Annotated in this window: 16 protein-coding genes; 7 read left to right on the plus strand and 9 right to left on the minus strand. The window is 43.2% G+C overall.

Annotated elements, in window-relative coordinates:
* Positions 1–11: 11 nt before the first annotated feature.
* Positions 12–1,700, minus strand: coding sequence for a glycosyl hydrolase family 18 protein (locus tag H0266_RS03680; RefSeq protein WP_181471017.1), 1,689 nt, complete (start codon positions 1,698–1,700; stop codon positions 12–14).
* Positions 1,701–1,854: 154 nt separating this feature from the next.
* On the opposite strand from H0266_RS03680, the gene plsY reads away from it, so the two are divergent.
* The 6 genes from plsY to H0266_RS03710 all read left to right on the plus strand — a co-directional run bounded on the left by plsY (position 1,855) and on the right by H0266_RS03710 (position 5,378).
* Positions 1,855–2,436 (plus strand): glycerol-3-phosphate 1-O-acyltransferase PlsY, encoded by a 582-nt coding sequence (gene plsY / locus H0266_RS03685; protein ID WP_181471018.1) that lies wholly within the window; start codon positions 1,855–1,857, stop codon positions 2,434–2,436.
* A 168-nt stretch (positions 2,437–2,604) separates the two neighbouring features.
* Positions 2,605–3,537: a GTP cyclohydrolase FolE2 gene (gene folE2 / locus H0266_RS03690; protein ID WP_181471019.1), complete on the plus strand. Its 933-nt coding sequence runs from the start codon at positions 2,605–2,607 to the stop codon at positions 3,535–3,537.
* A gap of 12 nt (positions 3,538–3,549) precedes the next feature.
* A complete protein-coding gene (gene yidD / locus H0266_RS03695; protein ID WP_181471020.1) occupies positions 3,550–3,780 on the plus strand; it encodes a membrane protein insertion efficiency factor YidD in 231 nt (76 codons plus the stop codon).
* 97 nt (positions 3,781–3,877) lie between these two features.
* Complete coding sequence (locus tag H0266_RS03700; RefSeq protein WP_181471021.1) at positions 3,878–4,165, plus strand: HesB/YadR/YfhF family protein; 288 nt, start codon at positions 3,878–3,880, stop codon at positions 4,163–4,165.
* Between the two features lie 38 nt (positions 4,166–4,203).
* Positions 4,204–5,070, plus strand: a complete 867-nt coding sequence (locus H0266_RS03705; RefSeq protein WP_181471022.1) for a pirin family protein — start codon at positions 4,204–4,206, stop codon at positions 5,068–5,070.
* Positions 5,071–5,138: 68 nt separating this feature from the next.
* Positions 5,139–5,378, plus strand: coding sequence for a ferredoxin family protein (locus tag H0266_RS03710; RefSeq protein WP_181471023.1), 240 nt, complete (start codon positions 5,139–5,141; stop codon positions 5,376–5,378).
* 351 nt (positions 5,379–5,729) lie between these two features.
* Here the strand turns inward: H0266_RS03710 and H0266_RS03715 are convergent, their stop codons facing one another.
* The 7 genes from H0266_RS03715 to acnA all read right to left on the minus strand — a co-directional run bounded on the left by H0266_RS03715 (position 5,730) and on the right by acnA (position 12,840).
* Positions 5,730–6,047: a hypothetical protein gene (locus tag H0266_RS03715; RefSeq protein ID WP_181471024.1), complete on the minus strand. Its 318-nt coding sequence runs from the start codon at positions 6,045–6,047 to the stop codon at positions 5,730–5,732.
* The gene (locus H0266_RS03720) at positions 6,047–6,472 is read right to left on the minus strand and encodes an acyl-CoA thioesterase (protein WP_181471025.1); all 426 of its coding nucleotides are present in this window, start codon (positions 6,470–6,472) and stop codon (positions 6,047–6,049) included. The genes H0266_RS03715 and H0266_RS03720 overlap by 1 nt, the downstream gene beginning before the upstream one ends.
* Entirely contained in the window at positions 6,469–8,733 is a 2,265-nt protein-coding gene (locus H0266_RS03725) for an AAA family ATPase (protein ID WP_181471026.1), read from the minus strand. Before H0266_RS03725 ends, H0266_RS03720 begins: the two co-directional genes overlap by 4 nt.
* A 140-nt stretch (positions 8,734–8,873) precedes the next feature.
* Positions 8,874–9,119 carry a small acid-soluble spore protein Tlp gene (tlp, locus tag H0266_RS03730; RefSeq protein WP_425484283.1) on the minus strand — a complete coding sequence of 82 codons (246 nt, stop codon included), beginning with the start codon at positions 9,117–9,119 and terminating at the stop codon, positions 8,874–8,876.
* A 92-nt stretch (positions 9,120–9,211) separates the two neighbouring features.
* Positions 9,212–9,355: an FbpB family small basic protein gene (locus H0266_RS03735; protein ID WP_181471027.1), complete on the minus strand. Its 144-nt coding sequence runs from the start codon at positions 9,353–9,355 to the stop codon at positions 9,212–9,214.
* Positions 9,356–9,405: 50 nt separating this feature from the next.
* Positions 9,406–9,984: a TlpA disulfide reductase family protein gene (locus tag H0266_RS03740; RefSeq protein ID WP_181471028.1), complete on the minus strand. Its 579-nt coding sequence runs from the start codon at positions 9,982–9,984 to the stop codon at positions 9,406–9,408.
* A gap of 147 nt (positions 9,985–10,131) precedes the next feature.
* Positions 10,132–12,840 carry an aconitate hydratase AcnA gene (acnA, locus tag H0266_RS03745; protein ID WP_181471029.1) on the minus strand — a complete coding sequence of 903 codons (2,709 nt, stop codon included), beginning with the start codon at positions 12,838–12,840 and terminating at the stop codon, positions 10,132–10,134.
* A 280-nt stretch (positions 12,841–13,120) separates the two neighbouring features.
* Between acnA and H0266_RS03750 the strand changes: the two genes are divergently transcribed.
* The gene (locus tag H0266_RS03750) at positions 13,121–13,573 is read left to right on the plus strand and encodes a DUF2621 domain-containing protein (RefSeq protein WP_181471030.1); all 453 of its coding nucleotides are present in this window, start codon (positions 13,121–13,123) and stop codon (positions 13,571–13,573) included.
* Between the two features lie 135 nt (positions 13,574–13,708).
* Here H0266_RS03750 and H0266_RS03755 read toward each other — a convergent pair whose 3' ends face one another.
* The gene (locus tag H0266_RS03755; RefSeq protein ID WP_181471031.1) at positions 13,709–14,197 is read right to left on the minus strand and encodes a CcdC family protein; all 489 of its coding nucleotides are present in this window, start codon (positions 14,195–14,197) and stop codon (positions 13,709–13,711) included.
* Positions 14,198–14,228 lie beyond the last annotated feature (31 nt).

Below are 14,228 nucleotides of genomic sequence, written 5' to 3' on the forward strand. Positions count from 1 at the left end.
ACGCTTTACAATCAATCCGTGTCCAGCTGTCGATCGATGACGTTCCAAGCCTGCTCATCAGCGAACGATTCACTCCAGCTTGCAAGGCCGGCAAGGTCAAACTTCTTCATTAACTCAATACGATTTTTAATAGACGTTTCATCCTCCAACCAAATCGTATAGGTTTTGTCCCCTTCCTTATAGGTGACGATATTCTGCCCTGTATCATCATTATACTCTGGAGTCAATTGGCGCTCAGCCATCCATTGTGCCGCTTCTTCCATACTGAAGGACTCAGAAGACACCTCCACTTCGCCATTCTCCAGCGTTTCTTCGGTCCAGAGACGAGTATAAAGAGGAATACCAAGCAACAATTTCTCAGAAGGAACCAGCTCGAGTAAGGCTTCTGTGTTCCCTCTAACCCATGGAAGACTTGCGACACTGCCTGCTTCCGGTGAGTTTGCCCAGTGTTCATCATAAGCCATCACCATTAAGTAGTCGGCCGCTTCCGCCAACTTTTGATGTTCCAAGAACCTGGACCATTGGGCACTTCCATTTGGAAAAGCGACGTCGACACTTACGATCAACCCTGCTTCATGTGCTAGTGGAGTGAGTTCTCTTACGAACTGCGTAAGCCACGGCCCATCTTCGAGGTAGACATTCTCAAAATCGATATTGATCCCATCTAAGTTGTAAATGCGTGCGAAATCTAACAGTTGTCGAATCATATGCTGTCGTTTCTCGAAGGATGGGAGCACTTTATGGGTAAGATCCGGGTCAAACCCATTAGAAAATAGCGCCCAAACTTCATCACCTTGAGCATGAGCAGACTCTACATAATCGGTGGAAGCGAAATTCTCGATGCTCCCTTGTTCATCTATGAGTGAGAACCATGTAGGAGACAAAACGTCAACACCTGGTTTTGACTCTACTTCACTAGGAGTAGCGGCTGCTGAATATATGGCATCCCATGTCACATGAAAAGGTTTTTCTAAGCGAGTAATGTCTTTTCGGGATTGTTGAGTTGTTTCTGCTTGTAACGTGATCGTTTCGATGTTGTCGACGGCATCTTTGCTTATAAAACCACTATACCCCTGTTCCGTGAGAATCTTATAAAATGAGTCTTCCTCTCCTATTAAATAAACCTTGTCACCAGGTTCTAAATTGATATAATAAGGAGATGTTATGTCTGATTGTTGTCGAACTTTCGTTTGCTTCTCTTCCAGTCCTGTTATTACCTCTGCCACTTGCCTAGTCGAATCGTCTTCGTATATGGATAAGGCGTATTCGCTTAAGTGAAAGTACATAGGATAGACTTTTCTTAACCATTCCACAGCCAACCACGTTTCCCCGTTTTCTGATGTGGTTACGGGGAAATGAAGGTCGTATTCTTCCTGATTCAGTTCATATGCCCCTTCTCCAGTCGGCAATTGATACACGTCTCTTGGCATTGTGATAATCACCGACTGTGAAGGCTGGTCATACACAATTGTAGGATCAATGGTTTCTTTGACAAATGAAAAGCGTACATACGCTTCCTCGTCGATTCGTTTGACTTTCTCATTTTCCACAATTTGATTTTGGTAAATAATCGACGTCCCCTTAACATTTACTTTTTCATTCGATGTAAAAGGATACCCTATATAGAGCGTTACAGACGCTACTACCAAGAGGATCAATACTGTAGTAAGGAGAATGTTTCTTGTTATTTTCTTATTCATCTAGTCTCTCCTCCCCGTGTCCCATCATATCGAAATTCGTCAAAAAATGGAATTGTTTTCTATCAACAAAACGCTAAGGGAATGCTAGAAACCGGTTCTTTCCACTCAAAGCTCGTGATAAACTAAATGAAAGACGTGAAGGAGATGAAATAACGTGGAATATCTATTATATGGCCTTGTTGCTTACATCCTCGGATCAATCCCATCAGGTCTCATCGTCGGTAAAGTTGGTTATGATACAGATATACGTGAACATGGAAGCGGAAATCTAGGAGGGACAAACACTTTCCGGGTCTTGGGAATCAAGGCAGGACTCATTGTGACGCTAGCTGATATTCTGAAAGGAACGCTCGCTGCAGCGCTGCCTTTCTACTTAGGAGCGGATGTCATCACGCTTGTCATCGGAATATTCGCAGTCATTGGTCACATGTACCCGGTATTCGCTGGATTCAAAGGAGGTAAAGCAGTGGCTACTTCGGGTGGCGTCATACTCGGAGTAAACCCGCTCATTTTTGGGGTTCTGTTAGCGACTTTCTTTATTGTTCTTTACCTAAGTAAATATGTATCCCTTGCCTCTATGGTCAGTGGAGTCGTTGGTGTGATCGCCACGCTGCTTGTGCAGGACTATTTATTGATGATCGTCCTCTCATTGTTCACCATCTTTGTCATCTATAGGCACCGTGCGAATATACAGAGAATCATGAATAAAACGGAACCGAAGATTACCTGGATGTAATAATAGAGGAGTCTGTGTAGGACATGCACAGGCTCTTTTGAATCATTTAAAACCACTTAAGGCACGATAAAGTTATGAAACGCATTGCTGTGAGTCAATCAATTGTATATTGGGAAATACATATTATATACTTTACATGACAACGATGGCCTGAAAGGAGCCCTTATTATGAACAAAACTGAACTTCAACAACATAAACAACTACCATCGAAAGACGAACGCCATAAATTATTCGGCTCTGTAGAACCTGGTCCGCGGACGAAGCCTGTGGACAAGTCCAAAATGGCCGATTTACAAAACTCACGAGAAGACTTTCTATTCAATATTGATATGGTCGGTATTTCAAATGTCAAACACCCGATCACAATCCCTAGTCAAATGATCCCAGAGATTCAGACGACCATCGGGACCTTTTCATTCGGTTCCTCCATTACCCAAGGGAGTAAAGGGACAAACATGAGCCGCTTCACCGAACAATTGGATAAATATCACCGAGAAGGCTTCGCGATCGATCTTACAACGTTGAAATCCTTCACAGAAGAATTAGCTGGTCGATTAAAGCAATCGGATGCTGAAGTCGAAGTCTCCTTCCCGTGGTTCTTTGAGCGTCGCGGTCCTTATTCTGATTTGGCAGGAATGAACCATGCGGATGCAACCATCCGAGTTGAATACGACAAGGAAACAGGACATGATGTGACGTGTACGTTGACAGGCACCATCACGACACTATGCCCTTGCTCGAAGGAAATCAGTGAGTACAGTGCCCATAACCAGCGTGGAAATGTAACGATGAGCGTGAAGTTGACGGATGATTTCGATGAACAAGAAACGGACTGGAAAGCTGCCCTTCTAGAAGCGGCTGAAAGCAATGCAAGCGCAAGAATCCACCCGGTTCTGAAACGTCCGGATGAAAAAATGGTCACGGAACAAGCTTATGAAAATCCACGCTTTGTCGAAGATATCGTTCGATTAGTGGCAGCTGACTTATATGAGTATGATTTCGTGGAGACCTTTGAAGTTTCTTGCCGAAACGAAGAATCGATCCACCTTCATGACGCAGTTGCTACCCTTAGCTACGACAAAAAGCAAGAAATCAAATAAGGCGAACCATAAATGAAACATATAATGATTGCCGTGATTCGTTTTTACCGAAAAGGAATCAGTCCGTTCTTTCCACCGAGTTGCCGTTTCCAACCGACGTGTTCAGCTTACGGGCTAGAGGCTTTCCAACGATTCGGTTTCTTCAAAGGTTCTTATTTGACAGTGAAACGTATTTTGAAATGCCATCCTTTCCACCCAGGTGGATTCGATCCCGTACCAGATAAAACGGAGGAACGTTCATGACATCCTGGGCAGATGCTCAGGATGTCTCTTTTTCTAGAGGTTTACATCAAAGCGTTAAAGGTAACAACACTCGTAGAACAGAACAGGAGTTGAGACAATGAAACTATCCGTAACCGAAGAAGCAGCTAAATGGTATGAGGAAGAACTCGATGTCGAAGAAAGTAGCAATCTCCGCTTTTATGTCCGGTATGGCGGTGTAGGTGGTTTGCAGCCTGGGTTTTCACTAGGCATTGCTTTTGAACAACCAAATGAACCCATTGCCGAAACGAAAGTCGGAAAAATCAATTTCTTCGTCGAAGCGGACGATGAGTGGTACTTCGGAGACTACTCTCTTTCAGTCAACCTTGACGAGAAGTGGAATGAACCGGGATTTCAGTACGAATAACATTAACATCTCCCCCACAAAAGAAAGGGGTCTTCTAAATGAGCGAAGAACGTTTTGTGAGAAGTGTTAAGAACCAGTGGACTGTACAATATGAAGAGATGCCTTTTCCCGCGATACAAAAAGGTTGGATTCTTCCGGTTGATCAATGGAAAGATTTCGATCCTTTCATATTAATGGCCGAAGACTGGTTCAAAAAAGGGACATTTACAGATCACCCACACCGAGGATTTCAGACGGTCACTTATGTAGTAGACGGCCGTTTAGAGCATATCGATAATGGTGGAGGCCGTGACATATTAGAACCTGGTGATGTGCAGTACATGAATGCTGGATCAGCGGCAAGGCACGCGGAAGACGGTGTAGAGGATGATATTGCTCACACTTTACAACTATGGCTTAACCTACCTCAGGATAAAAGGGATACGGAAAGAAGCTATCAAAACGTTTATTCTGAAGATGCCCCCGTCGTTTTGTTCCAAGGTGGTTCGTTGAAAGTTTTCTCAGGCTCTATTGCTGGTGTTGAAGGTCCACTGAAATCCGTTGTACCTTTCACTCTTTCTGAGATCCATCTTTCAGAAGATAGCGATTATACATTGAACCTACCTGAAAATCATAACGCATTTATGTATGTATTATCCGGTGCTTTGAATGTGGGTGAAGAAGAATCATCATTGCAGAAACATGATGTCGCGACCCTTACTTATCGAGAAGATGGGAAATCATCTAACGATAGTGAGCTGAAACTCTCCTCCAACCACCGCCGGACGAAAGTCCTCGTGTACTCTGGTGAACCGATTAAAGAAGAAATCGTCCCCTATGGACCCTTCGTCATGAACTCCATGGATGAAATCAAAGAAGCATTCCGTGATTTTCATGCTGGCAAATTCGGTCCCCCCGCTGAATAAACTGAAACGGCATTCCGTTTTTCATGATGGAATGTTACGTCAGTCTAAATAGATGGAGGTGAAAATGGATGGCTTTTGTAATTACAAGTCCTTGTAAAGGTGAGCAAGCTGGTGAGTGTGTTGACGTATGTCCGGTTGACTGCATAGCTAAAGGGCCGGATCAGTTTTATATTGATCCGGAAGTGTGTATCGATTGTGGGGCATGCGTATCCGTTTGTCCTGTCGATGCGATTGTAGAAGAATACGAAATGACGCCAGATCAAGAACCTTACCTTGAAAAAGCAGAGAAATTCTTCGGTCATATGTAATGTACTTATAGCAACCCCCGCTGTGAAGGTTTCACTAAACAGCGGGGATCTTTATTTTGTAGCTAATTATACACTTTAACAACTTATGTCCGCTTCTTATTGATTGTTTTTTGATATTAGGATTCGGAGTTACTACTAAGTTTTAAGTGGAAGTAATAAAGGAAATTTCACCCTTGCAGCAGAACCTTAAAAATAGGGACCGATTCAAGTCAGATCGATCCGCTTCAATTTGTATCTGAACCCGTTTGATAAATGTACGATTTCTGTAAGCCTTTACATCTGGATTCCTTTGTTTTTCTCATTTGTGAAAAGTCTACTGATCATTTTATTCACGAAGAAAAGACGCCTGATTCAAGCGTCTTTTCTTGGTTTGATATTAAACCGCTCCATTTGTTCAACCTGATGCTCTGCTTTTAAAATATGCGCTTGCGTTTCACCGAACAAATCAAAATGTGGAAATCGCGGGTCATTGTGAATCCACTCCGGTTTTAGACCATACTGCTTCCCCCATCTGATCAATGCCTCTATATCAGAACTTCCGACTTTCGTAACCGTATCAGATTCCGGAAACCGTTCATCAATCCAAAAGTGAGTCAGAAAAGCTATTTCCCCTTTGTTTACTCTCGCTTTCCACTCCATGAGCTCTTTGCGCTTCAGTCCGAAAGCCATTAGGAATCGGACTCCATGGCTTCGAGATAGGCTTGGTGCCATTCAGGAAAACGACGCCTAATCGATACAGGCCGGAAGTTCTCTTGCTTGACGATCACGTGTTTCGTTTCCCCTGTAACCGCAATCTCCTCATTCCCATGCATCACTTCATAACCGTACGTGACACGCAGCCCGTCATATTCCTTGACCCACGTTCGTACATAAGCCTCATCCCCGTAACGAACCGGTGTTTTAAAACTCATCGTTGCATCAATGACAGGAGAAAGCACTCCTTTTTTCTCGATCTCCGAATATTTAAAGCCAAGAGCATCGACAAACGCTGTCCGTCCGATTTCAAACCAGACGAGGTAATTGGCATGATAAACGACGCCCATCATATCTGTTTCTTGATACCTTACTTGTATTGGGGTTTCTACTATCTTCATGATGAAGACTCCCTTCTCACCGTGTTCCAGGCATTTTCTAAATCACTAAGTTCCAACTCATTCATATCCACCGTTTCACTCTCAAGCAAACGGATCGCTTGGAATTGAATCGCTTCATTGACTAGATTCGTAACGAAGCGACCATTGCCCCTAATATTATGATCTTTATATTTTTCTAACAAAAAGGACTCCGCCCATTCATTAAAATGATAGCCATATTGCCCTGCTTGGTAATGCGTCATTTCAATCAGTTCTTGTTCATCATAGTCCGGGAACCGGAAATATTTCTTAAAACGAGAGGATAAACCAGGGTTACTTTCCACTAGCTGCTCCATTTCCCGCTCGTAACCAGCTAAAATGACGACTAAATTCTCGTTCTGTTTCGTCATTTCATCGACGAGGGTTTCAATCGCTTCTTTTCCGAAATCATCACGCCCGCCGTTGTGGAGTGCATAAGCTTCATCTATAAAGAGCACGCCCCCTAGGGCTTCACGAATTTTTTTCTTCGTTTTTATCGCCGTTTGCCCTACATAACCTGCGACGAGATCACTTCTCGAGACAACGACCATATGCCCTCTCTTAAGCAACCCACACTGCTTTAAAACTCCTGCATAAATGTCTGCTACTGTCGTTTTACCTGTGCCTGGATTTCCTGAAAATACGGAGTGCAGTTGGATCGGTACAACGGGATAGCCGTTCTCTTTCCGCCGTTGCTGAGCTTGAACAAATGAGGATAATTTCCGAACTTCTTCTTTGACGTTACTTAAACCGATCAGTTCATCAAGACGATCCATTGGTGAACGCTCTTCGTCATTCAATGAAGTGTCCCAAGCTAAATCATCCGTACTGATCCTCATATGATCCAGCCAATGGTGTTTATCTCTCTCCGCCTCCGAAGCGCCTTTTTGGAATACGGTTTTCAGAACTAAGTTTTTCACTGTCCGAGCATTTCCGAACGAATCGTCTACGCGCTCCTGATCAATTAATGATGTAAATTCATTCAGCGCGGGCTGTGTAAAGAAGAAGTCATTGTCTAGTGCCGTCTGTTCAGCTATTGTAGTCAATTCTTCCATCTGATAATCCGGCAATTGAATATGATTTTGTTCCGGAAAACGACTCCTCAAGCCCGGATTCGACCAGAGAAATTGGCGCATTTCTTCCGGATATCCAGCCAGGATGACAGCAAACTTCCCTCCGTACTCTTTACTTGTCATGGCTGATACAAGTGTATCAATGACCGCTTGTCCATAGTCATTACCTGTTTGGCCTTCTCTTTTCAAACTATAAGCTTCATCAATGAACAACACCCCGCCAATCGCTTGTTTGACGTAGTTCATCGTATTCTCTTCACTTTGCCCTACATACGATCCAACGAGATGAGAACGGTTCACTTCTACGACTTCTTTCGTGTCTAAAATGCCGAGTTCGTGATAAATATTAGCCAGTAATCTCGCAATCGTAGTTTTACCTGTCCCGGGATTACCGGTAATTATCATATGCAATCCTGGTTCATCAACCATTGAAAACCCGTAACTTTTTCTGCGCTGCTGGTATTTAAGAAAATGATAATACCTACGTATATAAGCTTTGACATCATGTAAACCGACCATCTGATCAAAAGCTTCTAAAGGATTTTGAGTGGATTGATGAGTTAAGAAAGCAGGCAACCTTTTATATAGTTCATCCTGGTCATCCGACAACTTTCTCGTTCGCTCGTTTATTTCTATCACGGGAATTCGAATGCGCCGATTCTCAATAGATGAGATTGCACCTTCAACCATCTCTTCCAATTCTTCCAATTTCTCGTACACATCTTGATAAAGCTGCAAGCGACTAGACGCATCAATGATCGTTTTTTGAGCTAAATCGGCATCCCATTGCCCTTTAAGCTTGATTACGTCTTCGTGAATGGCACGGGCTTTTTTTCCCTTTGCCGAATCATGATCCGTCTCATGAAGGACCCACTGCTCGAGAGGGGTTTGCTTCAACAAGCTATAAGCTTTCATTATTTGCTGGGATTCATACAAGTCATTGATTAATGTATGGTTGTGACGCAACACTCTCGCTTCATCGATAAATTGATCTGCAAGCGGATCTTTTTCAGGGTGTCGCTTGATTCGATGATACGCTAACGCCGCATAAAGAAGTGCTTGTTGTTCACTGTCTTCTATGTGTTGTTTATCTAAATAGCGCAATGCCTCAATTTCTGTAATCGGTGGTTGTTCATCAATCGAGTTCCAATTCTTTAGTTCTTGTTCCATCAGCATACACTTCCTTTCGACCACGTATTCATTTTATCATAGACAAAAGTGAGAATCCCTTATAATGCAGTACAGACGACAGGTAGAGTAGAAAACAAAAAAATCCGCTCTCTATAGTAGAGAACGGATTTTTGAGAGCATTAATATTGTTGGTAGCGTGCTTCTTCCTTAATTTCGTCACGCATCGCTCGCAAGGACTCATTTCTGCGTTTGTTTTTCTTTTCAATATTTCGTTTCTCATCCTCTGTCGCATATGGGAGTGCGTCGTGAGAAGCTTCGATATTTTCAATGGTGTCTTGTACTTTCTCCTGCAATCGATCCACATTATCTGATCGATTATCCGGATTCGGCTTCTCATTAGCCATGTGCTGTTGCTTGTGAGACATGGATACCCCTCCTGTGAACATACATTTGACTCTCTTGGAGCCTTCTTTACGTTTCCCATAGAGGTCCCTTTTTATGTAAAGAAATCCCTACCTTACGATGGGATTTGCTTCAGACGCTCGTGATGACGCTGATCGATACGATCCTCAATCTGGTCCAATAATTGTTGGTCTTCCTGAATAGAGCGAATGTTTTCTTTGATACGTTCTTCTAGGGATTTAGATTGTGTTTTTCTCATGAAAATCTCTCCTTTAATAAAAGAGTTCCCATGTTCACAGAAAATTATCCCTATTTTAACGCATTTTTCATTTCGACCATAAACTCATATGTCATTGGTCCCACTTTTCTTTTTTGTTGAATGACACCATCCGTTCCGATAAAATACGTCGTTGGAATCGAAATGGCTTGATAGTCGTTCGTCACTTGTAATTCTTTGTCCAGTAAAACCGGGAATGTGTATCCGCCTTCACGAACAAATTCAGGAACGGCATCTTTCTTTGTTTCTGAGCCTGTTGTATTTACAGCTAACACTTGTACGTCATCGCCGAATTCTTGATGGAACTTCTCCATTTCCGGCATTTCCTCACGGCATGGAGGACACCAAGTCGCCCAAAAGTTGATCATCACTTTTTCTCCGCGTAAATCAGAAAGACTTATTTCGTCACCATCTAGTGTTTGCAACGTAAAGTCTGGTGCGAGTTGTCCCACCTTCAGTCCGCTCGGGGCATTCGGGGCAACCATGCCTGCGCCGCCTGAATTACGTTCCGCTTCCGCTTGTTTTTCGGCCTTTTTTTCATCAATATAGCTGTATACTCCGAATGCAATGAGAGCAAGTAAGCTAATCAAGGCAACGATTTTTTTCCACATGGGCTACACACCCTTTCTAAAGACCCTTGCTAATATATTCTATGTATTACTTTATCCAACATGAACAACCCTTGTAAAGAAGCTAGGGAAGATTCTGCGAAAATTGTCACAAGAAAAGGCCGTCCTAAAAAGGACGGCCACATTCCATTACTTCGTTAATTTGTTACGTAGAACCATTTGTAGAATACCACCATGGCGGTAGTAGTCCACTTCTACTTCACTGTCGAAACGAGCGACAACATCGAACTCTTTCTTGTCCCCGTCCTCAGAGGTAGCTGTTACCTTGACTAAGTCGTGAGGTTTAACATCTTCACCGACCTGTACGTCAAATGTTTCGCGACCTGTCAGCCCAAGGCTCTCGATGGAATCTTCATCTTTGAATTGCAATGGAAGAACCCCCATCATAACAAGGTTTGAACGGTGAATACGCTCAAAGCTTTCTGCAATGACTGTCTTGATTCCAAGTAGGTCCGTACCTTTGGCAGCCCAGTCACGAGAACTTCCCATACCGTAATCGTTCCCGGCAATGACCATGAGAGGTGTATCATCTTGCTGATATTTCATAGCCGCCGTGTAAATCGGCATGACTTCTTCTGTAGGCCAGTAAGTCGTATATCCACCTTCAGTGCCCGGAGCTAACTGGTTACGGATACGGATGTTAGCGAACGTACCACGCATCATCACTTCATGGTTACCACGGCGGGAACCATAAGAGTTGAAGTTTCGTGGGCTCACACCATTTTCTTGCAAGTATTCACCGGCTGGCATATCTTTCGGAATCGCACCTGCTGGAGAAATATGGTCCGTCGTAACAGAGTCACCGAATTTACCGACAACACGCATGCCGTTTAACGGCTTCACTGTTTCTGGTTCACTAGATAGTCCCTCGAAGAATGGTGGGTTCTGAATATACGTCGACTTATCATCCCAGTCGTACAACGGCTCATCTGTCGTGTTGATTTCATTCCATTTTTCGTTTGAGTTGAAGACACTTTCGTATTCTTTACGGAAAATCTCAGGCGTTACAACACGCGCGATTTCTTCTTTGATCTCTTCTTGTGAAGGCCAAATGTCATTAAAGAAGACGTCGTTGCCATCTTTATCTTTACCTAATGAATCAGTTTTCAGATCCAAATCAACAGTACCTGCTAGCGCATAAGCGACAACTAGTGGCGGTGATGCCAAGTAGTTTGCTTTAACGAGTGGGTGAATTCGTCCTTCAAAGTTACGGTTACCAGAAAGGACGGAAGAAACTGTTAAGTCGCTATCAGCAATCGCTTTTTCGATTTCAGGTAGCAATGGACCGGAGTTACCGATGCATGTTGTACAACCGTATCCAACCAAGTTGAATCCAAGTTCGTTCAAGTACTGCATTAGACCGGAATCTTCTAGGTAACGTGTTACAACTTTAGATCCAGGCGCAAGAGATGTTTTCACGTACTCAGGAACATCCAGTCCTTTCTCTACAGCTTTCTTCGCTACAAGTCCCGCTCCAAGCATTACGTGTGGGTTAGACGTGTTCGTACATGACGTGATCGCTGCAATAGCAAGCGCACCCGTCTTCATCACAGATTTATCTCCATTTTCGAACTGAACTTCGACTTCTTTGTCGAACTCAGACTTATCAAGACCGAAACCGTGGTTTCCTTCTGGTCCTGTGATCGCCTTCTCAAATGATTCTTTCATTTGAGACAATGGAATCAAATCTTGTGGACGTTTTGGTCCAGACAAGTTCGGCTCAAGTTCACCGAGATCGATTTCAACAAGCTGAGTGAAATCTGGATCTTCTTGAGAAGGATCGAACCATAGATTGTTTTTCTTCGAGTACTCTTCAACAAGTTCGATTTGATCTTCCGTACGGCCTGTTAGACGCATGTATTCGAGCGTTTCGCCATCAACAGGGAAGAAACCACATGTTGCACCGTACTCCGGTGCCATGTTGGAGATCGTCGCACGATCGGCTAGAGGCATTTCCTGAAGACCAGGACCAAAGAATTCAACGAACTTGCCAACAACATTTTGCTGGCGAAGTTTTTGCGTAACTTTTAAAGCAAGGTCGGTGGCCGTTGTTCCTTGTGGGAAGCTGCCTACCAGTTTCACACCAATAACTTCTGGAGCCGGGAAGTAAGAGGGCTGACCGAGCATTCCCGCTTCTGCCTCAATACCACCAACACCCCAACCAAGGACGCCAAGTCCGTTAATCATTGTTGTATGTGAGTCTGTTCCGACTAATGTATCTGGGTAAGTATCAATTCCACCCTCGCCATTGTCATTCGCATGAACAACATTCGCAAGGTACTCTAAGTTTACTTGGTGTACAATCCCTGTTGCAGGTGGGACAGCACGATAGTTATTGAACGCTTTTTGTGCCCAGTGTAGGAACTCATAACGTTCGGCATTACGTTCGAACTCTAATTCCATATTTACATTCAACGCATCCGGTGTACCGTATTTATCTACTTGTACCGAGTGGTCGATAACAAGGTCTACAGGGACTTCTGGATTGATTTCATCCGGACTTCCTCCCATATCAACCATCGCTTTTCTTAGTGAAGCAAGATCGACAACAGCAGGTACACCTGTAAAGTCTTGCAAGATTACACGGGAAGGTTTGAATGGAACGTCTTCCCCTTTAGATTTTTCAGTTCCCCAGTTTGCTAGACTCTCAACGTGTTCATCTTTAATGACACGTCCGTCATGTTGACGTAAAAGAGATTCTAGAAGGATACGGATGGAGAAAGGCAGACGGGAAATCTTACCATGTCCCGCATCTTCTAAGGCCTTCAAGTCGTAATAGTTGTACGTTTGGCCGTTTAAGTCAAATTGTTTGCGAGCATTATATGCATTGCTAGCCATATTCCTTTTACCCCCTCATCAATATTAAATGGCGAAGCGATAGACGCTTCCCCATTCCCCAAATAATGGTACATTTGCGTCTCGATCGAATCGAATTCACAAATCTGCACCCCTAATTGTAAATGAAAACGATTTATAAGTAAAATAAATGTGCAAACTTTTCGGATTTTGCCGTATTTTCTTCTCTTTCTATTGTTGTTCCCCTGCTTGTCTTGTTTTTAATGAATCAACCTTTTATAATAAAAGAATAAGACTACTTAGAAATGAAACAGGTGATAGCATGTCAGGTGTGTTTGCCCTATTTATCGTCGGTTGGATCGTCATCATGGTGACACTAATGGGAATCGGCGGGTTTTTCATGTTCCGCAAATTCTTGAAGCGTTTGCCGAAAGAGGATGGTAAATCGATTATCGACTGGGAAGAATACTATGTTGACCAAACGAAACACATGTGGTCCAAGGACCAAAAAGCCTTTTTAGAAGAGCTCGTCTCTCCTGTACCAGAGCTATTCAGAGATGTGGCCAGACAAAAGATTGCTGGTCGGATCGGACAGCTTGCTCTTGAGAAGAAAAAACGCAAAATGAATCAAGACTTAATCATTGAAGGGTATATTTTGGCGACGCCTAAACGTGATCATAAATTTTTGATTAAGAAGCTGGAAGAAAAACAAATTGACCTTACCCCTTATGAACCTTTGCTGGAACGCAACTATAAAGCTACACAAACCACATGAGTGCATCATGTGGTTTTTTCGTGCCCTATAACTTGTAGTATGCCCTGCCACGAACAAACATCGGACCCCTTTTTCTCGAATTGCTGAAAGGGAAAGAAGCGTAATCAAAAAAAGTGTAAACAACCGAATCGGCGTTTACACTTTTTCTACTGCTTGTTGTTTTGTGATGGTCTTTTCTAAGCGTATGTATTGCCTCAGCATCGCAAGGCGCCACGTCAGAATCATACCGAAGGCTAACAAGAAGAACATCCCGCTCGTCTCTCCGAATGAAATTGTCTGACCAATCACCAATTTCAGAATAATTCTTAATATTAAGAGACCAAATAAAATCGCGATAAACGATTTTGAAGGCTTTAGATAAATGTCCTCTCCCCGAACTTCGAATTTAGAGGTCCGTATAAGGAAAATCGAAAAAAGCACTCCAACTAGAAGAGCTTCTATTACCTGGCTCCAACTAACTCTGAAAATAGGAAAAATAAACATGAATGCCCCAGTACTCATGAAGAGTGGGGGTAAAATGATTTTTTTAATACTGGCCGGTTTCTTTGCTGCGCGCATTCGAATGAAAATCATCCCTGTTGCCATACAGGCAGCAAGTACCGTACTAGCAATGAACCATAACATACAATTTCACACTTTCTGATCTGTTCATTAC

Origin of the sequence: Halobacillus locisalis (assembly GCF_013694105.1) — a bacterium.
Lineage (GTDB): Bacteria > Bacillota > Bacilli > Bacillales > Halobacillaceae > Halobacillus > Halobacillus locisalis.